Origin of the sequence: Vibrio sp. Y10_XG_PY6 (assembly GCF_024181795.1) — a bacterium.
GTDB classification, from domain to species: Bacteria; Pseudomonadota; Gammaproteobacteria; order Enterobacterales; family Vibrionaceae; genus Vibrio; species Vibrio diabolicus.
In genome coordinates this window covers 1,004,387-1,031,030 of sequence record NZ_JAMZAQ010000002.1, presented here as the reverse complement: position 1 = coordinate 1,031,030, position 26,644 = coordinate 1,004,387, and the positions used below count along the sequence as shown (strand labels likewise).

General features: G+C 44.4%; 20 protein-coding genes. 13 read left to right on the top strand and 7 right to left on the bottom strand.

The window, feature by feature from the left end; all coding sequences use genetic code 11:
• Nucleotides 1-150 precede the first annotated feature (150 nt).
• On the bottom strand, nt 151-984 hold the full coding sequence (locus NL644_RS13195; RefSeq protein ID WP_104974087.1) for a S1 RNA-binding domain-containing protein: 834 nt from the start codon (nt 982-984) through the stop codon (nt 151-153).
• Nucleotides 985-1,176: 192 nt separating this feature from the next.
• On the opposite strand from NL644_RS13195, the gene NL644_RS13190 reads away from it, so the two are divergent.
• Nucleotides 1,177-2,529, top strand: coding sequence for a hypothetical protein (locus NL644_RS13190; protein ID WP_006743263.1), 1,353 nt, complete (start codon nt 1,177-1,179; stop codon nt 2,527-2,529).
• 27 nt (nt 2,530-2,556) lie between these two features.
• Here the strand turns inward: NL644_RS13190 and NL644_RS13185 are convergent, their stop codons facing one another.
• Nucleotides 2,557-3,054: a DUF4442 domain-containing protein gene (locus tag NL644_RS13185; protein ID WP_065646463.1), complete on the bottom strand. Its 498-nt coding sequence runs from the start codon at nt 3,052-3,054 to the stop codon at nt 2,557-2,559.
• A gap of 374 nt (nt 3,055-3,428) precedes the next feature.
• Here NL644_RS13185 and NL644_RS13180 point away from each other — a divergent pair, with 374 nt between their 5' ends.
• Together NL644_RS13180 and NL644_RS13175 are read left to right on the top strand one after the other, a co-directional pair.
• Nucleotides 3,429-4,487, top strand: coding sequence for a 3-deoxy-7-phosphoheptulonate synthase (locus tag NL644_RS13180; RefSeq protein WP_006743262.1), 1,059 nt, complete (start codon nt 3,429-3,431; stop codon nt 4,485-4,487).
• 21 nt (nt 4,488-4,508) lie between these two features.
• Nucleotides 4,509-4,991: a YajQ family cyclic di-GMP-binding protein gene (locus NL644_RS13175; RefSeq protein WP_253658471.1), complete on the top strand. Its 483-nt coding sequence runs from the start codon at nt 4,509-4,511 to the stop codon at nt 4,989-4,991.
• Between the two features lie 103 nt (nt 4,992-5,094).
• Here the strand turns inward: NL644_RS13175 and NL644_RS13170 are convergent, their stop codons facing one another.
• The gene (locus NL644_RS13170) at nt 5,095-6,015 is read right to left on the bottom strand and encodes a bifunctional precorrin-2 dehydrogenase/sirohydrochlorin ferrochelatase (protein WP_114322314.1); all 921 of its coding nucleotides are present in this window, start codon (nt 6,013-6,015) and stop codon (nt 5,095-5,097) included.
• Nucleotides 6,016-6,475: 460 nt separating this feature from the next.
• Here NL644_RS13170 and NL644_RS13165 point away from each other — a divergent pair, with 460 nt between their 5' ends.
• The 5 genes from NL644_RS13165 (at nt 6,476) to NL644_RS13145 (ending at nt 11,719) form a co-directional block, all read left to right on the top strand.
• Nucleotides 6,476-7,504, top strand: a complete 1,029-nt coding sequence (locus NL644_RS13165) for an amino acid ABC transporter substrate-binding protein (RefSeq protein ID WP_053807446.1) — start codon at nt 6,476-6,478, stop codon at nt 7,502-7,504.
• A gap of 218 nt (nt 7,505-7,722) precedes the next feature.
• Complete coding sequence (locus NL644_RS13160) at nt 7,723-8,928, top strand: amino acid ABC transporter permease (protein ID WP_006743259.1); 1,206 nt, start codon at nt 7,723-7,725, stop codon at nt 8,926-8,928.
• 1 nt (nt 8,929) lies between these two features.
• Nucleotides 8,930-10,027: an amino acid ABC transporter permease gene (locus NL644_RS13155; RefSeq protein WP_046876208.1), complete on the top strand. Its 1,098-nt coding sequence runs from the start codon at nt 8,930-8,932 to the stop codon at nt 10,025-10,027.
• Nucleotides 10,028-10,050: 23 nt separating this feature from the next.
• Nucleotides 10,051-10,800 carry an amino acid ABC transporter ATP-binding protein gene (locus tag NL644_RS13150; RefSeq protein WP_005377400.1) on the top strand — a complete coding sequence of 250 codons (750 nt, stop codon included), beginning with the start codon at nt 10,051-10,053 and terminating at the stop codon, nt 10,798-10,800.
• A 250-nt stretch (nt 10,801-11,050) separates the two neighbouring features.
• On the top strand, nt 11,051-11,719 hold the full coding sequence (locus tag NL644_RS13145) for a Bax inhibitor-1/YccA family protein (protein ID WP_046876207.1): 669 nt from the start codon (nt 11,051-11,053) through the stop codon (nt 11,717-11,719).
• A gap of 76 nt (nt 11,720-11,795) precedes the next feature.
• Here the strand turns inward: NL644_RS13145 and NL644_RS13140 are convergent, their stop codons facing one another.
• Entirely contained in the window at nt 11,796-12,170 is a 375-nt protein-coding gene (locus tag NL644_RS13140) for a hypothetical protein (protein ID WP_005396572.1), read from the bottom strand.
• A gap of 408 nt (nt 12,171-12,578) precedes the next feature.
• Between NL644_RS13140 and NL644_RS13135 the strand changes: the two genes are divergently transcribed.
• On the top strand, nt 12,579-12,908 hold the full coding sequence (locus NL644_RS13135) for a TusE/DsrC/DsvC family sulfur relay protein (protein WP_005377396.1): 330 nt from the start codon (nt 12,579-12,581) through the stop codon (nt 12,906-12,908).
• A gap of 3 nt (nt 12,909-12,911) precedes the next feature.
• Here NL644_RS13135 and yccX read toward each other — a convergent pair whose 3' ends face one another.
• Nucleotides 12,912-13,184, bottom strand: a complete 273-nt coding sequence (gene yccX / locus NL644_RS13130) for an acylphosphatase (RefSeq protein ID WP_005396574.1) — start codon at nt 13,182-13,184, stop codon at nt 12,912-12,914.
• Between the two features lie 90 nt (nt 13,185-13,274).
• Here yccX and NL644_RS13125 point away from each other — a divergent pair, with 90 nt between their 5' ends.
• Nucleotides 13,275-14,678, top strand: a complete 1,404-nt coding sequence (locus NL644_RS13125) for a methyl-accepting chemotaxis protein (protein ID WP_114322313.1) — start codon at nt 13,275-13,277, stop codon at nt 14,676-14,678.
• 162 nt (nt 14,679-14,840) lie between these two features.
• The gene (locus NL644_RS13120; RefSeq protein WP_046876203.1) at nt 14,841-16,034 is read left to right on the top strand and encodes a class I SAM-dependent methyltransferase; all 1,194 of its coding nucleotides are present in this window, start codon (nt 14,841-14,843) and stop codon (nt 16,032-16,034) included.
• Between the two features lie 74 nt (nt 16,035-16,108).
• On the opposite strand, the gene NL644_RS13115 is transcribed toward NL644_RS13120, so the two are convergent.
• The gene (locus tag NL644_RS13115; protein WP_253658470.1) at nt 16,109-21,877 is read right to left on the bottom strand and encodes a Calx-beta domain-containing protein; all 5,769 of its coding nucleotides are present in this window, start codon (nt 21,875-21,877) and stop codon (nt 16,109-16,111) included.
• Between the two features lie 402 nt (nt 21,878-22,279).
• Here NL644_RS13115 and NL644_RS13110 point away from each other — a divergent pair, with 402 nt between their 5' ends.
• The gene (locus NL644_RS13110) at nt 22,280-23,596 is read left to right on the top strand and encodes a TolC family outer membrane protein (RefSeq protein ID WP_253658469.1); all 1,317 of its coding nucleotides are present in this window, start codon (nt 22,280-22,282) and stop codon (nt 23,594-23,596) included.
• Nucleotides 23,597-23,598: 2 nt separating this feature from the next.
• Entirely contained in the window at nt 23,599-24,213 is a 615-nt protein-coding gene (locus NL644_RS13105; RefSeq protein ID WP_253658468.1) for an OmpA family protein, read from the top strand.
• Nucleotides 24,214-24,300: 87 nt separating this feature from the next.
• On the opposite strand, the gene NL644_RS13100 is transcribed toward NL644_RS13105, so the two are convergent.
• Complete coding sequence (locus NL644_RS13100; RefSeq protein WP_253658467.1) at nt 24,301-26,634, bottom strand: VWA domain-containing protein; 2,334 nt, start codon at nt 26,632-26,634, stop codon at nt 24,301-24,303.
• Between the last annotated feature and the right edge of the window lie 10 nt (nt 26,635-26,644).

The window sequence follows — 26,644 nt, the reverse complement described above, 5'->3', positions numbered from 1 at the left end:
TTGATATGGCATTTCTCTCTATGTTCACCAACAAAATTATTGTTGGAAAAAGTTTAGCGCAGGCTCTGCGGAGCCGTTTCCCCTAGGCCCAAAAAAAGGAAAAGTTTGGGCCGTTTTTTTGGCTGCCGATCCGCTATACGTGAGTTTGGGCTACGCCAGACGAATGCCGTCTTTCTCGATAACAATCTTGCCCTGCTTGTACAATCCACCAATGGTCTTTTTGTAAGTACCTTTACTTGTACGGAAAGCTTCAAAAATCGCTTCAGGAGAAGACTTATCGTTCAAAGGTAAAAAGCCGCCTTTCTTCTCTAACAGATCAAGAATCTTGCTAGAAAGATCGTCCATTTTTGCCACGCCGACTTTTTGTAGCGCGAGATCGATTTTGCCATCTTCACGAATTTGCTTAATAAAGCCTTTCAGTTTCTTACCGATGTAAAGCTTACCAAACACATCTGATGGGAAAATCATGCCCCAATGCTTTCCGTTAACAATCGCTTTGTAGCCAAGTTGACTGCGCTCTGCGATGATCAAATCAACTTGTTCGTTAACTTCATAATTCGCCGGAGTTTTGTCTAACCATTTGTTGAACTTAGTCGTACCAACAATGCGGCCTGACGCTTTGTCAGTATATACATAGACAAGAATAGTTTGTCCCGCAGAGAAGCGAGTGCGTTGCTCACTAAAAGGAATAAGTAGATCCTTTTCTTTGATGCCCCAATTTACAAAAGCACCTGTCGCGTTGACGCCCTCAATCTTCATTAAGCCCCATTCACCCACTTGGGCAATAGGTCTTTCAATGGTCGCAGCAAGCTGGCTTTCTGAATCGAAGTACAAAAATACGTCTACATGATCACCAATTTCAGTACCCTCTGGTACATACTTATTAGGCAGTAGAACAGAACCGTAATCATCACCATCCAGAAATACGCCAAAATCAGCCTTTTTAATGACTTCTAAGCTGTTAATTTGACCAATTTTAATCATTGATTTTGTCTCTTTTTAAATTTACGTGGAATTATACCTAAACTAACAAGAAAATCAGAGAGAAAAGCATAGTGCTCTGTTATGCTGTTGTCGTTCAGCTATATGCCCCAGTCACTCTTTTAGCACTTTTATGCTTACCTGCTCAACAGTACGCATAAGTTAAGAATGCTTTAACAAAGTCAGGAGCTTTCTTTGGTCACCGTCGATAAACAAGACTCAATAACATTAAAAATCAGTCATGCACTCGCAAAGAGCAAAAGTGTCGACCTAGATATTTACTTTTTTATACCTGGTGAGCTTGGTTTAAACGCCGATATCATCAGTGAATCCGAATTTTATTACACTTCAATCACACAGCAACGCTCTTATTACAGTACTGAAATCCTTCTACCGCTAGTACACAGTCGACTTGCCAAACGTGGACGCCTGTCGAATCAACAATACCGAGTAAGTTTGAGTTTGTTCGCGTACCAATACGTTATTGCGCTAGACAAAGCGGTGGCAAGTTTAAACAAGCATCAGAACAACTCCGTAACGGAAGATGAAGTAGACGAAGTTATCGAGCTCACGCTTGAGATCTTAAAGCGCTTGCGACGTTCTATTCCTTATGAAGAGAACTTAAAACGGTACTACGTTAACATCGATAACTACCTGTCTTGGTATACCGAGCAGAAGTTTTTATCTCTAGTGGCTCATCTCCCGCGTGAAGGCGATTATGGCACGATTAAGAAACGCTTGATCACGCTCTGTGAAAAAGAGCAAGCCCATCGAAAACTCAACAAGTACAACTCTCCAAGAGTCGTTGAAGACGTTACTCGCCTATCTAACAAAATGCGCTTGCTAAGACGCTTGATTGAACACCCTATCGTGCTTCGTGAAGAAACCATATCAATGGGTAACAACATCAAGCGTGCTATCAAAGGTATTGCTACTGGCTTGGTGATGGTTGTCGTGACCTCAACCGTGATTCTCGCTCGCGATTACCTTGGGGAAATTTCCGCGTCCTTCATTATCGCGATGTCATTTATTTATGCTCTACGAGAAATCTTTAAAGATGATTTGCGCGATGCGATGTGGCGATGGATCCGTAAAGGCAAGCCAAAGTGGCGTAAGAAGTATGTTGATCCAACAACGAAAAAAGTGGTCGGCAGAAAATTAGAGTGGCTCGATTATCGTACGTTAAGTAGCTTGCCAGATAAGATTCAAAGAATACGTAAGAAGCGCGTCGTGCAGCGCGAAGAGCAGATACTTCATTATCACGAGAAAACCGAAATGGCGACCTCTCTATTCTTAAGTGGTTATGAGCAAACAAGAGAAACACTGAACATCAGTTTGCGCCCTATCATCCGCTTGATGGATAAAAGCTCAAACCGAGTTTACCGTTTAAATGAAGGGCAAGTGACCAAAGAGTCGGTAGAGAAACGTCATTTGCTCAATGTGATTGTCAAAGAGGACAACCACACCGATGAGCCTGTTTATTACCGTTGGAAAGTGGTCTTAAACCGCTCCAAAATCGTCTCGATTGAGCAGATTGAACTCAATTAAAGCGATATTCTTTAAAACAGCAAACCACTAAGCAGCCTCTTTTCCTTGTTGGGCTGCTTTTTTTATCGAAAGAGTCAACGAGAATTCAGCCATAGGTTCGTCACCATGTAAGCTAGGACACAATGCGACGATTTTTACATCGCGATTCACTCGTTCACCCGTTGCCAACGTATGATCGAGCATCTCATCAATAACATCACCATCGTTACACACAAAGTGTACATCCGCTTCCGGACGTTTTAAAAACTCGGCTTTGACGCCTTTAAATGCTAAAGAGATCGCTTCTCCTTTTTCTTGCGCCTTGCTCATAGCAAGAAAACCACCAGCTACATCCGCCCCAACAGCTAAAGCGCCGAAATACATGCTATTCAAATGGTTCTTTGTTCTTCTTCGCAAAGGGATTCGAACCTCAACGTGCTCGCTATCTATCGCAATGATCTTAGGGTGACAAAGCCAAATCAGAGGCACTTTAGAAAAGCCGAATAGATTTAGATACAAATTTGCACGACGTACAGCTGATAACATTTTGGTCTCCTTACCAATCTAGTCAGACCAGTTAATCAACGAAAGAAATAGATGTCAAAGAAATGTTAACAAAAGCTCGATCTCACGAGTTATTTAGCCACCATTTTAATGACATTGTCACACAGATAAACATGAGGTTTGCCGCAGTTATCTTGATTGCCTAACGGTGAGATAGATGAAATGGTTATAAATTCAAATGTATATATATTGATTTAATGATCAAGTTTTGTCATTTATACATAAGTCATTTAAATGAATACCTACACCTTTGTATACAATTCGGTATTTCCTGGCGAAGATTCCCGTGAAACGGTTTATTCCTGCCTGTAATTCCGTTATCTTTACCCCTTCGCAATAGAGAATAAAGCTATAACATGCCTATAAAAACAGATGAATTGAGAACCCAACCTTTGGGTCCAATGCCTACCCCAGCAGAGCTAGGTAGTGTACATCCTATTACGGATGACGTTGCAGACCGTATCGCTCAATCTCGTCGTCAGATTGAAAACATTTTATCGGGTGAAGACGATCGCCTTCTTGCGATTGTAGGTCCGTGTTCTGTTCACGACACTGAAGCTGCCATTGATTACGCCACTCGCCTGAGTGAAATCCAAGACAAGTACAAAGACGAACTGTTTATCGTGATGCGTACTTACTTTGAAAAGCCTCGTACAGTAGTTGGTTGGAAAGGTTTGATTACCGACCCTAACCTAGATGGCTCTTACGCGCTTGAAGCTGGCCTCCATAAAGCACGTAAACTACTACTGGATATCAACAAGCTTGGTCTTGCGACTGCTACTGAGTTTCTTGATATGATTACTGGTCAATACATAGCGGATTTGATCACGTGGGGCGCGATCGGTGCTCGTACAACAGAATCGCAAATTCACCGTGAAATGGCATCGGCGCTGTCTTGCCCAGTTGGTTTCAAAAATGGCACAAATGGCAACGTAAAAATTGCAATTGATGCAATTCGCGCATCGAAAGCCTCGCATTACTTCTACTCTCCAGATAAGAATGGCCGCATGACGGTTTATCGTACAAGTGGTAACCCATATGGTCATATTATTTTACGCGGCGGAGAGAAAGGCCCTAACTTTGATGAAGCGTCAGTAAAACAAGCGTGTGATGCTCTAGCCGAGTTTGGCTTGCCACAACGTTTGGTTGTGGATTTCAGCCACGCAAACTGTCAGAAGCAGCACAGAAAACAAATCGACGTTGCTCAAGACATTTGTAACCAAATTAAGTCAGGCAGTACTCGTATTGCGGGTATCATGGCTGAAAGCTTTATTCTTGAAGGCAATCAGCCAATGACTGACATCAACAACCTAACGTATGGTCAATCTATTACAGACCCATGCCTAGGCTGGGAAGATACTGCTACAATGCTAGATATGCTGGCAAACGCCGTTAAATCCCGAAAGTCCCTATAACAAAATAATCAAGGAATCTTCATGCCATCGTTTGATATTGTTTCTGAAATCGATACGGTTGAACTACGTAACGCCGTTGATAATGCTAACCGTGAATTGTCTACTCGTTTCGATTTCCGCAACGTTAATGCGAGCTTTGAGCTAGTAGAAGAAAACGTAAAAATGTCTGCGGAAGGTAACTTCCAACTTAAGCAAATGCGCGATATTTTACGTGGCCACTTGGCAAAGCGTAATATTGATGCAAACGCAATGGATGCACAGGACCCAGATGTAACTGGTAAGAACTGGCACCAAACTCTGCTTTTCCGCCAAGGTATCGATACACCAACAGCCAAAAAAGTAGTGAAACTTATCAAAGACGCAAAGTTAAAAGTACAAGCCTCTATTCAAGGCGACAAGGTACGTGTTACTGGTAAGAAACGTGATGACCTGCAAGCGACAATGGCAGCGATTCGTGAAGCAGAGATGGGCATACCATTCCAGTTTAACAACTTCCGTGATTAATCAGTCTGAGAAGTAACTTAGTTTAAAAACGCCAGCGCATAGTTCGCTGGCGTTTTTGTTGGCCTTTTAATCGAGCAAGCCAAGTGCCCACTTTTTAACGTGGTTATATCACCAAGTCCTGCCCTTGCAGCAATAAGAACTCGCTCGTCCCTTTAGGGATAAACACGCAAACTCGAAGCTTTTCAGATTTAGCCTTGGTCAACATATCAGAGAGTTCAGCTGCGCTGGAGAAAGCTTCTCGCTCTGCATCTCTTCGTATTAGCTCTAACACGTTCGCTTCGCATCGAGTTGAGTAAAGTGCTAGCTCGGCTTGTTGCATGTAGCGCACGGCCTTAATTGGCAACATCTCAACGTCTTTCCCTACCTGTATCCAAGTACAACTTCCCTTTTCATCCAAAGGTGTTGCCATGGTCGCTTGGTAAATCGTTTCTAACTCTCTATTATCTCGCGCGTTTTCAACCTCAGGATTCGAGAAGAATTGCTCCCAAAACTTACGACGTAAATCGACACTAGGTAGTGCTTCTTTAATCGAATTACGCTTTGAGTTAGCAAAGTCCGCCATCAACCCCATGTTTTGTGGCAGTATCGATTCAAGCTTTTCACGGATGTTTCGAACTAAAACTGGTGAGGCGCCGCCACTAGAAATAGCAATTTGTATGCGGCCACGATTGATCATAGAGGGCGTAATGAAATCACAATAAGGCTTATCATCAACAACGTTCACTAGGATGCCTAATTCTTTCGCATCTTTATACACTTGGTGATTTAGCTCAGGATTATCTGTCGTGGCCCACACTTGAACAAAGTTTTTAGTGACAATGTCACTTGAATAGAAACGTTGTATCCAACGCACTTGATGCTCTGCAGCAAGCTTAGAGAGAAAATCGACCAACGTTGGAGAAACGATAGTGACATCCGCCCCTGCCTTTAGCAAAGCTTCCACCTTTCTGCTTGCCACTTCACCGCCGCCTACGACAAGAACGGGTTTATTGATTAAATCTAAGAACAGAGGAAAATATCGCATTTCAATCCATGATTACTCTAATTAGCTGTTGCAGACCATGCTACCAAAAATGGGGCAAGCTCATCACCCTGTTTCGGTATCACAAATAATTTTTGTTCGAATTTTTACTGAACTTCACCAAGCTCAGCTAATGACAGTTTTAATAACAACTTTTTATTCTCTTGTATTGTTCACTCTTCTATTGATTGTTCTGATGCACCAAATTGTCCATGATTTGCACTATTTACAAACAATTAACATTTCGTCATTCTAAATCTCAAGGCGCTTTGTAAGTTCTCTCAAAACTTCATTTAAATTATATATTTGAGAATTAACAGATCCTTTCCTACGCTTATAACTGGTTGATCTATCGAATACCGTTTCTTCGAAAATCAATCACGTAGGACGATAACTCTAACGAATTGGACACGTTATTTCAGGTCACTCCTGATTAAACATGGATCATACAGGAAGGATACAAATGGCAAATAAACTCACAGTTCTTGCTTCCGTCGTAGCGGCTTCTACTGCGATGATGGCAACATCAGCTCAAGCAGCAGACACTACTCTGGACAAAGTCACAAAACAAGGTTTTCTTACTTGTGGCGTAAGTACCGGTCTACCTGGTTTCTCTAACCCTAACTCAAAAGGTGAATGGGAAGGTATCGACGTAGAATATTGCCAAGCACTGGCTGCAGCCGTTCTTGGGGATAAAACGAAAGTTAAATATGTACCCCTAACCGCGAAAGAACGTTTCACTGCGCTTCAATCAGGTGAGATTGATGTGCTTTCTCGTAACACCACCTGGACACTGCATCGTGATACTGCACTTGGCCTAAACTTCGTAGGGGTAAACTACTACGATGGCCAGGGCTTCATGGTGAAGAAAGATCTTGGCATCTCAAGCGCAAAAGAGCTTGATGGTGCATCAGTTTGCGTACAGTCCGGTACAACAACTGAGCTGAACCTTGCTGACTACTTCCGTAACAGCGGTATGTCATACAAGCCGGTCGTATTTGATACGGCAGCCCAAACGTCAAAAGGTTTCGATGCAGGACGTTGTGATGTGTTAACGACTGACCAATCTGGTCTTTATGCATTGCGCCTGAACCTGAAAGATCCCTCTTCTGCAGCCGTTCTTCCGGAAATCATTTCTAAAGAACCACTAGGTCCCGTCGTTCGTCAAGGTGATGACCAATGGTTCAATATTGCGAAGTGGACATTATCAGCAATGATTAACGCCGAAGAGTATGGTATTAGTTCGAAAAATGCGGATGAAATGCTGAAATCGAAAGATCCAAACATCAAACGTATTCTTGGTGTTGACGGTCCGAAAGGCAAAGGTTTGGGTATTCGTGATGATTGGGGCTACCAAGTTGTCAAGCAAGTCGGTAACTATGGTGAAAGCTTCGAACGCACAGTCGGTACTGGTTCGCCGTTAGAAATTTCTCGTGGCGTTAATGCGCTATGGAATGCAGGCGGCTTTATGTACGCGCCACCAATCCGATAGAACAAGTTAATCAGGGCGGTTCATGCCGCCCTTTTTCTTGATTTTATCCATCTGTATGAGTAAAGACCGCTCATTGAATGGTAAGAAGTATTCGCTTAGGTAGGCTATTTCAACTCGAATATCGCCGTTTAACTCTGGTGAAAACATGCTTCGACCAGCAAGGACGTGACTATTTATACAGGCAGATATCTATAACTAAGGTTTGAGGTTATCGCTGTATGAAACCGACAAAAGATGCATCGCCAAGTACGATGTCCAAACCGAGCGGAAGCAAGAGCTTGATTTATAATCCCGCCTTTCGTTCTGCTATTTTCCAGATCATTGCCATAGCTGCACTGGTATTTTTCTTTTACACGATTATAAATAACGCACTGAACAACTTAGATGCTCGTGGGATCGCTACGGGTTTCGGTTTTTTAAATCAAGAAGCCGGGTTTGGTATTGGGTTAACATTAATTGAATACGATGAAACGTACTCTTACGGTAGAACATTTATCATCGGCCTTCTTAATACGGCGTTAGTCTCCGTATTAGGTATTATTCTGGCTACCGTGATTGGTTTTACAATGGGGGTCGCTCGCCTTTCTTCTAACTGGTTAGTAAGTCGCTTGGCTGCTGTTTATATCGAAACGTTCCGAAATATCCCACTTCTTCTACAAATATTTTTCTGGTATTTCGCTGTTCTTCAAGCATTACCCTCACCTCGTCAAAGCTTGAGCCTTGGCGAAGCCATCTTCTTGAATGTTCGTGGTTTATATTTTCCAGCACCAGAAATGGAGCCAGGCAGTGGCTTTGTTATTGCTGCATTAATCTTCGGGGTGATCGCCAGCTTGCTGATCAATGTATGGGCGAATAACAAGCAACGCCTAACTGGACAACAAACGCCAATGGGAAGAATAGCTTTAGGCTTAGTCGTTGGCCTTCCGCTGATTGTCTACTTCCTTGCTGGTATGCCAATTTCACTAAATTATCCTGAACTGAAAGGGTTTAACTTCCAAGGTGGTATTAGCATTATTCCTGAACTTGCTGCACTACTTTTGGCACTGAGCGTTTATACCGCCTCCTTCATTGCCGAAATTGTACGTTCTGGTATTAATGCGGTTAGCCATGGTCAAACGGAAGCGGCGATGTCGCTGGGCTTACCACGCGCGAAAACTTTAAAGCTTGTTGTCATTCCGCAAGCGTTACGAATTATTATTCCACCTTTAACCAGTCAATATCTCAACCTCACCAAAAACTCATCGTTAGCGATGGCGATTGGTTACCCAGACCTTGTCTCTGTCTTTGCTGGTACTACCCTGAACCAAACTGGGCAAGCGATTGAGATCATTGCGATGACGATGGGCGTGTACTTAACCTTAAGTTTGATTACGTCTGCATTAATGAACTTGTATAACCGTAAAGTCGCGCTGGTGGAGAGATAATATGAGTACTCATCAATTTCAACCGGATCTCCCGCCACCAGCCAATACCGTCGGCTTCGTTGGTTGGATGCGGAAAAACCTATTTAATGGACCTGTCAACTCCATTGTTACCGTAATTCTTGCTTATCTTGTCTTTAGTGCAGTTTGGCATATCGTTGATTGGGCGTTTATCAACGCAGACTGGATTGGTTCGACGCGTGACGACTGCAGCCGAGAAGGTGCTTGCTGGGTATTTATCAGCGTGCGCTGGGAGCAGTTCATGTACGGTTTCTATCCTGAGTCTGAACTGTGGCGCCCTCGCCTTTTCTACATCACATTGGCTATATTTACTGTGTTGCTAGCGTATGAAAAGACACCGAAACGGATTTGGATTTGGCTTTTCTTCGTAAACATCTACCCATTCATTATCGCTGGGCTGTTATACGGTGGGATATTTGGGCTAGAAGTGGTCGATACACACAAATGGGGCGGATTACTCGTTACGCTCATCATTGCGTTAGTCGGTATTGTCGTTTCATTACCGATTGGTGTGGTACTCGCGCTCGGTAGACGTTCAGAGATGCCCATCATTCGCAGTATTTGTACCGTCTATATTGAAGTTTGGCGTGGTGTGCCACTGATTACCGTTCTGTTCATGGCTTCCGTTATGCTGCCTTTGTTTATGTCCGAAGGATCAGAGACAGACAAACTTATTCGCGCTCTTATTGGTGTGGTGATGTTTGCCTCGGCGTACATGGCCGAAGTGGTACGGGGCGGCTTACAAGCGATTCCAAAAGGCCAATATGAGGCTGCCGACGCACTTGGGTTAAGTTACTGGAAAAAAACAGGGCTTATTATCTTGCCACAGGCGCTGAAGATTACGATCCCTTCTATCGTGAACACGTTTATCGGATTGTTTAAAGACACCAGTTTGGTTCTTATCATTGGTATGTTTGACGTACTAGGTATAGGACAAGCAGCAAACACCGACCCTGACTGGCTAGGCTTTGCTACTGAAAGTTATGTATTTGTCGCGTTAGTGTTTTGGGTATTTTGTTTTGGCATGTCGCGTTATTCGATATGGCTTGAAAACAAACTTCATACCGGTCACAAACGATAACTCATCAAGCTCAAGGACGTATTATGACGCAACAACAAGACTATATGATCCAATTGAAGGACATGAATAAATGGTATGGTGAGTTTCACGTACTAAAAAATATTAACCTCGATGTTAAGCGCGGGGAAAAAATCGTAATCTGTGGCCCATCAGGGTCAGGAAAATCAACGATGATTCGCTGTATTAACCGCCTCGAAGAGCACCAAGCTGGCAGTATTTATGTTTCCGGTACGGAATTAACTGAAGATTTGAAAAATATTGAAGCTGTGCGCCGTGAAGTGGGCATGTGCTTTCAGCACTTTAATCTCTTCCCTCATTTAACCGTACTGGAAAACTGTACGCTCGCGCCTATTTGGGTGAAGAAGATGCCTAAAGATGAGGCAGAAGCGGTCGCGATGAAATATCTGGAACGCGTTAAAATTCCGGACCAAGCAGAGAAATATCCTGGTCAGTTGTCTGGTGGTCAGCAACAACGCGTGGCGATTGCCCGTTCGTTGTGTATGAACCCTAAAGTTATGCTTTTTGATGAACCAACATCAGCGCTTGATCCTGAGATGGTTCGCGAAGTGTTGGATGTAATGGTCGAACTCGCCGAGGAAGGCATGACCATGCTCTGTGTGACACATGAAATGGGGTTTGCGAAAGAGGTTGCCGATCGCGTGATATTTATGGACGCAGGAGAGATCATCGAAGAGAACAACCCTGTTGATTTCTTTGAAAACCCTCAATCAGATCGAACTCAAAATTTCCTAGCGCAAATCTTACATCACTAAGATCTTTTGCAATTCGCATAATAAAAGCACTGATTTCAATGAAGTCAGTGCTTTTTGTTAGTAAATTCAAAATTCTGTGTGACAATCACTGTGACTTTGCTCTGCAGTAATATTGTGTTACAAGTTGTCAAATACATAACATCTTATTTCTATTATTATTTTATCTAAGTTACGCATGGTTAGGGCTTGATTTTTTGAACTTTCAGCCCCATAAATGTACCAATAGTAAACTCCCTTACTGAGGATAATTATGAACAGTCCAATGTTTACTCGTTCAACAAGTGTTCCCAACACACTTGAAACTAACAAAGTACTGAAAAACACTTACTTCCTACTGTCGATGACACTGATGACCAGTGCGATCGCAGCAGTAGCAACAATGGCAATGCAAATTTCACCAATCATGGCGATCGTGATGCAAATTGCAGCGATTGGTATTTTGTTCTTTGTCATGCCAAAAGCAATCAACTCATCATCTGGTATCGTTTGGACATTTGTTTTCACAACTCTAATGGGTGGTGCTTTAGGTCCAATGCTTAACTACTACGCATCGATTCCAAACGGTCCAACGATCATTGCTCAAGCTCTAGGGTTGACTGGCATGGTGTTTCTAGGCCTATCGGCTTACACCATTTCGAGCAAGAAAGATTTCTCTTTCATGCGTAACTTCCTGATGGCAGGTTTGATCATTGTTATCGTGGCGATGCTGATTAACATTTTCGTTGGTTCAACAATGGCCCAACTAGTAATAAGCAGCGTCTCTGCACTAGTGTTCTCTGGTTTCATCTTGTTTGATACAAGCCGTATCGTTCGCGGCGAAGAAACTAACTACATTAGTGCGACAATTTCGATGTACCTAAACATCCTTAACTTGTTCACTAGCCTACTAAGCATTCTAGGTATTATGAACGACGATTAATCGTTCGCTCTAAGGTGAATACTAGAAGCCCGAAGGTAATTCCTTCGGGCTTTTTCTTTGCTAGTGGTTAAGTGCATTACGCCTGTTCGACTGCTAACTCGATAACTTCATCAGCCTCAGGATTTTCTCTAAAACGTCTCACTTTAATCGTATCTTCACCCAACATGATTTGCTTAGCAATTCGGTGCATACCATCAAAAACACGGTAATCATTGGTTAAAATTACGGGATACGACAAATCGGCATTGTTGATGCGTTGGCAATGCTTCGCGATCTCACGACAGGTTGGCTGTGGTCCATCATCACTAAACCAGGTCACTTCATTAGGGCCTTTGATATCATCAATAGCAATTTCTTCTACAGGTAGGGACTCCGCGAGCTCCCAAATACGCTCAATAGACCAAATGGATTTTACGTTGTCATTTATTTCAATGTAACGTTGTTTCGACATGACTAACTCCTTGTCATCATTATTGTTTACAACCAGAATGTAGGTTGCTTATCAACCAAGAGAATATCGGTCTATAAGAGCAAACACAACGTCGTAAGCTATTCATTCACCGATAAAATTCCATATTCAGACAAGTAGCCAAGAAAAAACCAAAACAAAAATGAATAAGCCTGGATATCCATGCGATTTTATTGGTACTCACCCCGAAAAATTTCTAACAAACTGAATAGTTTCCTATTTATTTGAATAAAAGAGTATTTATATCAAAGCACCTGGCTCAGTCAAAAAGCACTCACCATTTTGTACGCTTTTGCTTCGCTCGGCACTACTTCGAGATTCTTTTGTTGAGAACATCCTCACCTGTCGCTAATCTATAAACATCCATGTTCACTTAACGGATAAAACGTTATGTTCGTTTACAACGGCAAAGAAATTGAAACTGATGCTCAAGGCTACTTACTGGATCATACTCAATGGGAAGAAGGTATGATTGAGCTTTTAGCAAAAGAAGAAGACATCGAGCTTACGGATGCTCATTTGGAAGTTGTGCACTTTGTGCGAGATTTTTATGAAGAGTTTAATACTTCCCCTGCTGTGCGTATGCTTGTCAAAGCAATGGAAAAAGCGCACGGCCCAGAAAAAGGTAACAGTAAGTATCTATTCAAGCTGTTTAAAAAGGGGCCAGCCAAACAAGCGACTAAATTAGCCGGCCTACCAAAGCCAGCTAAATGCTTGTAGAATTTACAAAATCTTAAAACCGCGCAACGGCTTATATGACGCAGACTCCTGAATCACACTCTCTACTGTTGCCGTTCGCGGGCCTTCTTTCAACCACTCGGAAAACGCAGCTATTTGTGCGTCTGTTCCACACGCCATCACTTCAACATCACCATCGTTTAGGTTCTTCGCGTAACCCGTCAAACCCAGTTTCAATCCTTGATGGGAAGTATGGTAACGAAAGCCGACGCCTTGAACGTGACCTTTTACTATAAATCTCTCACACTTTACGTTCATCTTTGTACCGCTTCTTTTTACTGAGTGATATATTCTTTTCGTCTATTCACCCCACTAAGGATAGTGGGTTTTTGCACGGTTATTATAATTATGAAAGAAATTCCATTCCGCTGGATTGATAAGTATCTCATTCACTTAAAGATTCAAGAAAAGTTCTATTTGCTCTTCGTTCTCCCTCTTCTTGCTTTAGTCATTCTCACTCTCGTCCTTAATAGCGCGGCTAATACGTTGATCTCAAGTATGTACCAAGAAGAGCTCATGCTTATGAAAGGTCTGATAGAGGCAGGCAACCTTTCTCAATCGCAAGTAGCAAACCTCATAGCTGGTTCAGAAACCGTTTCTCTTGGCTCTGGTCCGCAATCCGTGTCTGTTCTAAATGGTGCGTACAGCTTGGTTGCAAACCATGAACTTTCTCTATGGACTGCCCTATCAACGACTCAAGTGAGCATCATCTGTGTGAGCTTGTTTATTCTCGCGCTTGGCGTTTACTACATCATGACGTTTATCGGCGGCGCAATGTTCACGATGAATAAAGCATTAAACACCCTAGCGGATGGTGACCTAACCGCGAGAATGAACTTCTTCCCAGTTCGCGACGAGTTTAGTGAAATTGCTATTACGATAGACAAAGTTGCAGAACGAGAGCAACAAATGGTGCTGTCGATTCAAGAGTCTGTGGCGTTAATGCAACAAATTAGCTCAGACCTGAATCAATCAATTCATCACAGTTCAGATATTTCTGCGACGCAACAAGAGCACCTCAACTCTCTTGCGAGTGCAACGGAACAGATGGCATCAACGATTCGAGAAGTTGCGACATTAGCTCACGATTCAAGCGCGCAAACCGATGATGCGCGCAGCGTGGCTCAGTCTGGACAAGTAAAAGTAGAGAATACGCTTCACTCGATTTCGAACCTCTCTAATGAGATTCAATCTGCGTCTCAAGCAGTAGCGGAGTTAGATGCCAATGCCGCACAAATTGATGAAGTCGTGACAACCATTAATGGGATTTCCGAGCAAACTAACCTACTTGCATTGAACGCAGCCATTGAAGCAGCACGTGCTGGTGAGCAAGGTCGTGGATTTGCGGTCGTTGCGGATGAGGTTCGCGCTCTTGCGGGACGTACTCAACAAGCAACTGTTGAAATCCAAACGATGATCGAATCATTACAGCGTAACAGTCAATCACTTACTAAACTGATGGAAGTGACTGTCAACAATGCAAATGAGGGACAAAACCTCATGACGGAAGTGAATCACGAAATCGGCTCTTTGGCAGATAAAAATCAAACTATCTCCGACAGTAGCATTCAAATTGCAACAGCGGCTGAAGAACAAGGTGTAGTCGCGGACAATATCGCCTCAAGCGTTGAAGAGATTCGAGTTCAAGCAGATAACGTGTGCAATATGATCAGCACGACTTCACAAAACGTGGATCACCTGCGTACGCAAAGCGACACCATGGAATCGCTCCTTACTGGACTTAAAGCGTAGCAACGTAATCTGTTACGACCAGTTCAAATAAAAGGGTTACTTTGGTGACCCTTTTTTGTATTTAAAAGCCACTACAATGTACTGGATTGCCGAGGGATATTGCTTTTACCATTCACATCCCGGACAATACGCCCCTTTCAAAATTCAACAAGAGCTAATGAAATGACAGCTGCTATCTATTTGGTAAAAGGTCGTGAGAAATCGGTCAAGCGCAAGCACCCTTGGATCTTCTCTCGAGGCATCAACAAAGTTGAGGGCGAACCGGCTCTTGGCGAAACGGTTGATGTATTCACTCACGACGGTAAATGGCTAGCTAAAGCGGCATATTCGCCAGCTTCACAAATTCGTGCTCGTATTTGGAGTTTTGATAAAGAAGAAATCGACACCGCGTTTTTCGTAAAACGATTAAAAGACGCACAACTTCTTCGTGAAGACATTATCGAACGTGATGGCCTTACGGGTTACCGCCTTATCGCGGCAGAGTCTGATGGTATGCCAGGCGTTACGATTGACCGTTACCAAAACTTCTTTGTGTGTCAACTTCTCAGTGCTGGCGCAGAACACAATAAACAGGCCATTGTTGATGCTCTAGTTGAGTGCTTCCCTGATTGTAATGTGTACGAGCGTTCTGACGTCGCGGTACGTAAGAAAGAGGGTTTGAAAGAAACCACGGGCGTCTTGCACGGCGAAGAGCCACCTAAATCGGTCGTCATCGAAGAAAATGGCGTAAAGATTAGTGTAGATATCGTTGGCGGTCATAAAACAGGTTTCTACCTAGATCAACGTGATAGTCGCCAGCAAGCGATGAAATATGTGAAAGGCAAGGAAGTTCTTAACTGCTTCTCTTACACAGGTGGCTTCGGACTTTACGCTCTGAAAGGTGATGCAAAGCGTGTGATAAACGCTGACGTATCACAACCTGCTCTAGACACTGCGAAGTTCAACGCAGAACTGAATGAATTTGATATCTCGAAGAAGCGCGCCGTGTTCCTAAACGCAGACGTGTTTAAACTGCTTCGTGAGTATCGTGACCAAGGAACTCAGTTCGATGTGGTTATCATGGATCCACCTAAGTTTGCAGACAGTAAAGCCCAACTAAACGGCGCATGTCGTGGTTACAAAGACATCAACATGCTAGCAATGCAAATCCTAAAACCTGGCGGTACGCTACTGACCTATTCGTGCTCTGGCTTAATGGATCAAGTTTTGTTCCAGAAAATCATTGCTGACGCAGCCTTAGATGCTAACCGCCAAGTAAAGTTTGTGGAGCGCTTTGAACAAGCTGCTGACCACCCAACCGATACAGCATACCCGGAAGGTTTCTACCTGAAAGGTTTTGCATGTAAAGTTCTGTAATCACAGTGTTAGTTTACCGTATTATTAAATAAAAAACGGAGCGAAAAAACGCTCCGTTTTTTATCTTTGGCCATCTATTCTCGTAATTGATCGAGATTAGAAATCAGACTATTGGCAATATCGGCTGCAGAGGCACCATCAAAGTTAACCTCTAGCTGTTGTCCATCTTTGTTGATGGTCAACGTCGAGTTACCTCCACTTTCAGTCACTTCAACGGAAATGTCATCCACACTGCCGCGATAGTCACCCGAACCAAGATCATCAAGCAAGGCGGAGATATCCGTACCACTCATATCGTCAAATACATCGGTAAAATCAAGCTGATCCCCGTCACTGAAATCTGTCACGGTATCAGTTGCGGATTGCATTTCTGTCCATTTGAATACGTCATCACCTTCACCGCCAGTCAAGATATCATTACCTAAACCACCGATGATCAGGTCATTGCCTTCAGTACCAACCAGAATATCATCGCCATCTGTCCCCATAACCAGATTCAGATCCGAATTTAAGGCCATGGTTTGATAACCAAGCGCCGTGACAGCGTCTACCGTGACGTTCTCGAAATCAACCGCTACCGTAGCTTCGTTACTTACCGCACCATCAGTGTCAATAGCTTGGTAGGTAAAGTCATCGTTCACGTCAGTAAAACTGGTGATTTCAGTTCCCACCAAGGTAAAGCCCGCTTTATCACTCGCGCTATCGGTTTCTGGAGTAAGTCGAATTTCATCAAAGCTGCCATTTGCTAACGCAACGGTAATAGAACCTTCGTGGTTGCTGGTATAAGTAATATCCGTTGAGTAAAACTGCTGAACATCAACAAGTGCACCATTTAGGAAGATGTATGCCGTTAACCATGCACCACCACTGTTGAAGCGGTCATTCAGACTGGCTAAGTTCAGTTTCGCTTCGTTAGCTGATAAATCCTCATCCAGTTCTAACGTAATATATTCACCAGTACTGATTTCATCACCCTGACCCGTTTCATTTGGCGAAACGACAACCAACCCGACTTGTTGATTCGCAAAATCGACTGAAATCTGAGCGTCGGAATCAAAGATGATGCTGTTGCCAATGGTGATGATCTGGCCTCCAGTGAACGTTAAGTTCGAGTTAGGAGGAGTGTAGGATCCCACCAAGATATCTTTCCCTTGTTCTTCAAGAAGGTCGGCTGAGTCAAAGCTCTGCTCCTCAAAGAAATCTTCAGTCAGACGATACTTAACCTCTGTGTTTTCAGGGAACTGTGTGGTTTCGTCTATAATGACTTCCTGTCCATTTCCATCCACATAATACAGTTCACCGTGTTCAGGAAGGCTAACGACCTGAATTAAAATATCATCATCATTTGCAGTAACTGCGTCATCTTCGAGATCTTCAACACGCTGTTCCCCAGACGTCGTTATTCCATCAAATTCAACATCCTGAACCGGGAAAATACCATTTTGAACATCGAGCGAAATGATGAAATCACGGGCTGTAGGTGGTGAGTTATCCACGATGGTCGCCAGACCAGTATCGCTGCCTTGCACTGATCCCAAGCCAGTTACTGTAACGCTGAAATCTTCAGGGCCTTCGTACACACCGTCATCAATTGATTCGATGCGTAGATCAAATTCCGTCATACCTGCCGGCACCGTCACAATGCCGCTTACAGGTACACTTACCCAACCTGAACCGGTGTTGTACTCTAGAGTGCCAAGGTCACCGACTTCTGTTTCATCCAGATTCAGCGTTAATTGAACCTCGACCGCTGCTTCTGAGGCATTACTCAATGACACGGTAAATGTAGCGAAACTACCTTCATCAATGGTACCCGCATCCGAGATAGACACAGTTGGTCGATCGTCGTCCGTTTTAGTGCCATCATCCACAATGGTCGCCAAACCAGTATCGGTGCCCTGAACTGCGCCCAAACCCGTCACGGTCACGCTGAAGTCTTCCGGACCTTCATAAACTTCATCATCAATGGTCGCAATGCGCACATCAAATTCGGTAAGCATTGCTGGCACTGTCACGATGCCATCGACAGGCACAGCAACCCAACCTGCTCCGGTGTTATATTCTAGCGAGCCAAGATCATCCACTTCTGTTTCGTCTGGGTTTAAGGTCAACTGCACCTGGACTGTACCTTCCGAAGCATTACTCAATGACACGGTAAACGTCGCGATATCACCCTCATCTACGATACCCGCATCTGAGATAGATACGGTCGGGCGATCATCATCCGGGTCAGGACCAGGGCCGTTACCGCCGTCGTAAATAATGCCCAACGCAGTGTCAGTACCAAGTACTCCAGTTGCACCTTGCACTGCAACCGTGAAGGTTTCATCTCCTTCATACACATCGTCGTCCGTGGTTGGGACAAACAGTTTGAGATCGGTTTCACCTGCTGGGATAGTATACGTGCCATCACTGTTGGCGGTCACGACAGTTACTCCATCAGATAATGTCAGCTTAATAGCACCAATGTCGCCAGGCTCTGCCGTATTAGTTCCTCCTGTTGATGTGCTCAACCTTACCGTCACGTCAATATCGGCAGCCTCCGACAACCGGACGGTATACACAGCCTCAGTACCTTCATTCACGCCCACGCTATCTTCGACAATATAGACACTTGGACGGTCATCGTCTGGATCGGGACCAGGGCCGTTACCACCGTCGTAAATAATGCCCAGCGCACTGTCACTGCCTAGGACGCCCGTGTCACCTTGTACCGCCACAGTGAAGGTTTCATCCCCTTCGTAGACGCCATCATCTGTGGTTGGCACAGTGACTTTCAGCTCGTTCTCACCGGCGGGAATGGTATACGTACCGTCACTGTTGGCATTCACCACTGTCACACCATCAGCAAGGGTCACCACAAAGCTACCTATATCGTCCGCTTCCGCCGTGTTGCTGCCGTCGGTTGAGGTGTTCAACCTGACGGTCACATCGATATCGGCCGCCGCCGATAATCTAACGGTATACACAGCATCGGTACCTTCGTTAACACCCACGCTATCTTCAACGATGTAGACATTTGGACGGTCATCATCTGGATCGGGTCCTGGGCCAGTGCCGTCATCCACAATCGTTGCCGTGCCCGTATCACTGCCTTGTACTGCGCCAATGCCCGTTACCGTAACGCTGAAATCCTCTGGGCCTTCATAAACGGCGTCATCAATAGAAGCAATTCGCACATCAAATTCGGTCTGTCCGGCAGGCACCGTCACCACGCCATCGTTTGGCACTGCAACCCAACCACTTCCCGTGTTGTATTCTAGGGTGCCCAAATCTCCAACTTCGGTATCGCCGAGATTAAGACCCAACTCCACCTGCGTTTCGGCTTCAGACGCATTCGATAACGTCACTTTGAAGTTAGCTGTTTCACCTTCATTAATGGTGCCAGCATCCGTAATAGTCACACTTGGGCGGTCATCATCGGGATCAGGTCCAGGGCCACTGCCCTCATCCACAATCGTTGCTGTACCCGTATCGCTGCCTTGCACCGCACCAATGCCCGTTACCGTAACACTGAAATCTTCAGGACCTTCATAAACGGCGTCATCAATGGAAGCAATACGCACATCAAATTCGGTTTGCCCGGCTGGCACCGTCACCACGCCATCATTTGGCACTGCAACCCAACCACTTCTCGTGTTGTATTCTAGGGTGCCCAAATCTCCAACTTCGGTATCGCCGAGATTAAGACCCAACTCCACCTGCGTTTCGGCTTCAGACGCATTCGATAACGTCACTTTGAAGTTAGCTATTTCACCTTCATTAATGGTGCCAGCATTCGTAATAGTCACACTTGGGCGGTCATCATCGGGATCAGGTCCAGGGCCGCTGCCGTCATCCATAATCGTCGCCGTACCCGTATCGCTGCCTTGCACCGCCCCAATGCCCGTCACCGTAACACTGAAATCTTCTGGACCTTCGTACACCGCGTCATCAATGGAAGCGATACGCACATCAAACTGAGTCTGCCCGGCAGGTACTGTCACCACGCCATCGTTTGGCACTGCGACCCAACCACTTCCCGTGTTGTATTCTAAGATACCTAAGTCACCGGCTTCGGTGTCGCCGAGATTAAGACCCAACTCTACTTGCGTTTCCGCTTCAGACGCGTTCGATAGCGTCACTTTGAAGTTAGCTGTTTCACCTTCATTAATGGTGCCAGCGTCGGTAATAGCTACACTCGGACGGTCATCGTCTGGATCGGGACCTGGGCCACTGCTGTCATCCACAATCGTTGCCGTGCCGGTATCACTGCCTTGTACCGCACCAATGCCCGTTACCGTAACACTGAAATCTTCAGGACCTTCATAAACGGCGTCATCAATGGAAGCAATGCGCACATCAAACTGAGTTTGCCCGGCAGGCACCGTCACCACACCGTCGTTTGGCACCGTAACCCAACCGGAGCCCGTGTTGTATTCCAAGGTGCCTAAGTCGCCGGCTTCTATATCACCTAGGTTGAGACTTAGTTCGACCTCAACATCTGTAGCTGATGGATTCGATAAAGACACTTTAAAGCTGGCTAACTCACCTTCATTAATAGTGCCAGCGTCGGTAATAGTCACACTTGGACGGTCATCATCCGGATCAGGCCCCGGGCCACTGCCGTCATCCACTATCGTCGCCGTACCCGTATCGCTGCCTTGCACCGCACCAATACCGGTCACCGTCACACTGAAGTCTTCAGGGCCTTCATAAACAGCGTCATCAATGGAAGCAATACGAACATCAAATTCGGTTTGCTCGGCTGGCACCGTCACCACGCCATCGTTTGGCACTGCGACCCAACCACTTCCCGTGTTGTATTCTAAGGTGCCCAAGTCACCGGCTTCTGTATCACCGAGGTTGAGACTTAGTTCGACCTCAACATCTGTAGCTGATGGATTCGATAAAGACACTTTAAAGCTGGCTAACTCACCTTCATTAATCGTCCCTGCATCGCTCATCGTTACCGTTGGACGATCATCATCAGGACTTAAACCAGACCCGCTACCATCATCAACAATGGTTGCAATCCCAGTTGCAGGTGTACTTTGTTCTTCTGTGTTGCCAGAAAGCGTAAATGTTTCTGGACCTTCGAATATAGAGTCATTTATAGAGTCGAGAGAAACCGTAAAACCATTTTCACCTAACGGGACCGACACAGTAAAAATACCGTTGTCATCGACTGAGATCTCTTCTGTTGTACCATCGGAAAATGTTATGAGAACACTCTCGTTGACGTAGTCACTTCCGCTCTCGTCAGTAGATCCACCAGTCGCAGTCTGATCGAACAGAGAAAAAGTGATATTGATATTGTCTTCCGTTGGTTGGTTAAGTGTGATGTCGAAGGAAACTAGATCACCCTCATTGACAGTTGGGCTGGAAATCTCTTGAACAATTACTGTTGTAGGAACTGATATTGCTGTTGGTTCTGGTGGTTGTATTTGGAAAATATCGAGTAGCGTCTCTACCTGAGTACTTGAAAATCCTGTTCCGTCAGTTCCCACTGTCTCAAAATTGGTACTGGCGAGTAATTCAGCACCTGTGCGATCTATAGCCCCCGTATTTTGTGGGCTAGACCCGTTTCCTTCACCTGCAGCAGGATCAAACTCTTCACCCAGCTCAGTCGGGTCTTCCCCACTAGCAATTGCTTCAATTAACGCTGTGATATCATCAGTTACGTTTATCGAACTTCCTTGTGGTGTCACCTGCTCGATCACAAGCTCAGAAGTATCTGATACCTCATCAATTATTAACTCTCCTGGTTGAGGTAGTTGTCCCTCTTCTAGGGTCCTAATTTCCCCATCCAGCCCGATAACCACGATGTTGCCCATCAATGAGCTCAAAGTTACTCGATCCATATCTACCTCGCCCCACTTCAAACCAAGTCAAAAGTTTGTCACCCCTACATTTACGTCTATAGTTTAGTCAAAATCATCATTTTTTCGTTGTATGCGCAGCTCGTGGGATGCTTGATAACTCAAGGGGCGGAGTTATTCAAAAAGTATAGAGTTACGCTAGCTGCGAAACGCTATGATATTAAGAATTCAAGCTTTTCTCTGGCCTAAACATGCTGTGTTGCTGAGCAACATTTGCCATATGTGCTAAGGTTTAAAAAGGCGAAATTCTGGAATTTTTAAACAAAAGCCTAGTTTTAACAGTAGGTTGATAAATCCCTTACTCAAGCACTGTTATTTATGATGTTTCGTCTCAGTTATGAGATGAAATAGCAAAAAGCAACACGAATTTTTAGGAGAAATACCGTGAAATGGAACCGACTAAATATTGCTTGCTGCTGTAGTTTAATAGTGTCTTTACCCGTTTTCGGTCAAACTTTAGAGCAAGCCGTGGCATTGACGTTAAAAAACAATCCTGACATTAAGAGCGCATTTAACGAGTTCACCAGTCGAAAATACGTAAATGAAGCCTCTTCGGGCGCCTACTTACCTTCTATTGATTTAGATGCGGGCATTGGTTACGAGGGATTAGACCCTTCTGACGAGGTGGGACGTGGGGATACAGATTACACTCGAAAGGAAGCTTCGGTAACACTAACTCAGCTCATATGGGATGGCAGTGCAACCTTAAATGATATCGATCGTACCGCAGCCGATGCAGAGTCAGTTAGATTTCAACTTTTGGCCGATGCATCAGATAAAGCGCTTGAAGTCACCAAAGTGTATTTAGACGCAGTAAAAGCTTACGAAATACTCAAGCTTTCTGAAAATAACTTGGCGGTTCACAAAGATATTTACGAAGACATTAAAAAACGAGTCAACTCAGGTATCGGCTCTACCGCTGACTTAACACAGGTAGAAGCACGTTTGGCAAAAGCACACGGTAATTTGGCAGCTGCTCAAAATAATTTGTACGACTCTCACACTACGTTCACTCGTTTAGTGGGTCAAACCCCGCAAGGGTTGATCTTTCCAAGAGCGGATCAGAATTTCATTCCATACACCATTGATGAAGCGGTAGGTTTGGCATTTGAGCTGCACCCTGTCATTCAAGTCGCGCTCGCAGACGTAGACTCTGCTAAGTTTCAATACAAACAATCTAAAGGTGTTAATTACCCAACCATTTCCATTGAAGCTTCACAAACATGGCGTGACGACGCTGATGGCTTAAAAGGCCGCAGTGATGAGACACTTGCCATGCTACGTCTACGCTACAACCTATTTAATGGCGGCAGTGACGCTGCAAACTCAGAAAACTTCGCCTATCAGTTAAATAAAGCGAAAGACTTACGTGAAGGTGCTTATCGCAATGTTGAAGAAGGGTTAAGGCTTTCATGGAGCGCACTGGATTTGACCCTACAGCAAAAAGAGTTCTTGTCAGATCATGTAGACTCGGCATCTGAAACCGTTATTGCGTATGAAAAACAATATCGCATTGGTAAGCGAACACTGCTTGATCTATTGAATACTGAAAACGAACTCTTTGAGGCACGTAAAGACTACTTAGATTCTAAATATGCAGAGCAGTACGCCAAATATCGAGTGATGAACGCAACAGGTCAACTGTTGAGTGCATTAAGGGTTGAAATGCCTAAAGAATGGCTAGAAGAAGTGGAGTATTAATTATGAAATACATAACTCTTATTGCACTCTCATTGATGATTTCGGCATGCAGTTCATCCGATAAAGGCGATGAATATGATTATATTGATACGCCAATTGCCGATCAGTGGGCAGATCATCTTGATGATGATTCTGATGGAGTCATTAATGAGCGCGATTTATGTCCGGGTACTCCTGTAGGTGCCGAGATAGATAACGATGGCTGCGGTTCGTATGTCGACTCCTCGCAAGAAATGCAAATTCGAGTTCTGTTCGCGAATGATTCCGATGTGATCAATCCTATCTTTACGGAGCAAATTCGAGAACTATCCGACTTCTTGAAAGAGTATCCAAATACATCGATAGAGATTCAGGGCTATGCCAGTCGTACTGGTACTGCAGAACACAATCTTGACTTATCTAAACGCCGCGCTGAGAACGTTAGAAAAGAACTCATGATGAATGGTATTAGTGGAGATAGAGTCACCATTGTCGGCTATGGAGACACGGTACTTGCAACACAAGGCACCGACCAAGTGAGTCATGCGTTGAACCGTCGAGTCACCGCAACGGTGATTGGCCACAAAGGTGAAGTGAAGAAAGAATGGACCGTTTTCACTACGCTTCCTAAGAGCTAACATCGCAATGAACGGAGTTTAAAAAGTAAAAGGTCTAGCAAAATGCTAGACCTTTTTTGATTTTCAATTTTCCCTGTGGCTAGGCTGCTACATGTCTTTGTATTGCGCTTCTAAACTTGCAATCAGACTTTGAGTCACATCATCGACACTTGCACCATCAAAATGGATGTCCAATGTCGAGCCACCTTTCGTAATACTCAAGTTCGCTTCCGAGCCGCCATCTGGTGCCACTTCTACGTGATACTCTCCGACATCACCAGTATGATCACCTGATTGAAGATCATTAAGAAGCTCTCCAATTTCATCTTTAGATAAGTCATCAAAGAGATCAGAGAAGTCTAGAGTGTCTTCATCTTTATTGAAATCAGTAACGGTATCAACCTCGTTGGTCACTTCACTCCACTTAAAGATGTCAGAGCCCTCATCTCCCGTTAAGATATCATTACCTAAACCACCAATCAGAATATCATCACCTTCACCACCAACGAGTATGTCGTTACCACCCTGACCAAACAGTAAATCGTTGCCAGCACCACCAGATAAGTTATCCGACTTATCACCTTGGTGAGATTGGTTGAATTCTTCTAGGTTATTTTTAACGTATTCATGGATGTCTTCACCATCAATGGTAGAAACATCTTGACCCGTTTGCTGTGCCACATGTGATTGAATCGCACTCAAACCTTGCTCATTACCGCCAAATTCAATTAAATCACCCAGCAAGATATCGTCACCTTCTCCACCCTGAATAGTGTCTGAACCTTGTTTTAGGGGCACATCTTGACCCAATATCGTTTCAGCAAGCTTAGTAACATCGATATCTGACTCTACCACACCATCAGTGTCATACTGCTTAAGTGCCTGTTCATCAACACCACTACCAAGACCTATCGACTCTACTGAAGACAATGCTGCTAATACTTGATACATATGTTGAGCTTGTGTTGAGCTGCCACGTTCATCATCGTAACGGATAGAACCATAATATCTGTCGATATCCCCTAGAGTTCTGCCTGTTAGCGGTGAATATACCTGACCGTAACTATCTATAACAACATCACCTTTGTAGATAACCGTCTGTCCGTATGAATAACTACTGTTACTAACTATATCTTGCAGGGTAACAAGCTTGCCAGAATCATCGACATCCAAAATCACTTTCGAGAATTCATTCGGCGCTAAATGATAGAGATGCGTTGCTCTATTTGGTTGACCATCAGTAACAAAGTACGTGATATTTTGGCCATTAGGGTTAGGTTGACTGCTAAACCATTCAACAGCTGACTGTAAACCCGCCTCATAGTTTGTGCCGCCGTCACCCTCATCACCTATAGCACTATTCAGTTCTTTTACAAACTCATCTCTTGCTGTTGGAGAACTCAAGTCAACGGAAATAACTGCTGACGCACTTGAAGCAAACTCACTGAGGTGAATATTCACTGTTCCAGGCTTCTCACCCTGATTTGCAGCGCTTAACAGTTCATCAAACACATCTAGTACTTCTTGCTTCGCAGTTCCTACCCAGTTACCCATGCTCCCTGAAGTATCCAAAACAAAGGCGATGTTGTAGTCCTGACCCGCAATAATCTCCAATCCTTGGACATCGCCAACAATAATATCGTGATCGTCACTGCCCGTTATCTGATCGTTCCCATGTGAACCCGACTCTAGAACATAGTCACGAGCTGTAAGCGCAACAGACTCTGTTGTTGAAGCAGCATCATTATTTGCTTCTTCAACCGACGTCGCGGTAACGCTTAGTGGGAACTCTAGACTACCTTCATAATCAAACGGCACTCTGATATCTAAAGAGACCTTACCGTTAGCATCCAGGGTGACAAGGTAATTACCGTTTGCGTCCTGATTAACGGCATGTCCATCGATATACAGCTCTACACCATCCGGCAAACCTTCCACAAAAACAGTTTGCGCCAAGCTTTCACTTCCATCGACATCAACCAAATCAACGTTAATATCAACGGGAATCCAACGCTCTTGAAGCACTTCATAGGTGCCGTCGGGCTTCAATTCAACGACTTTGTCTGCAAAAACAATTCGTTCAATTTCATATAAGTGATCACCACGATCATCACTACCTGTGTGGTCGTTTACCGAATCGATAGAACGATTATCTAGCAAAATCCAATATGGGACTTGACCTCCATGATCGTCTTTGAAGGTCATTTTGTAGTCACTGAAGTTTCCAGTTAAGTAAACCGTATCTTGGCCATCATAATCTGTAATAGTGGACGCATCATCACCATAGAAAGAGTCGTTATTACCACCGCCAATAAATACGTCATCACCGCCGCCACCGTAGAAGGTGTCATTGTAATCAGTCCCAACGAATAAACTATCGGTATCACTTCTGTCGTTGTTGTCTCCTAGCATCACTCCGGCGTATGAGTGATTTTTTTGCACGACATCATCC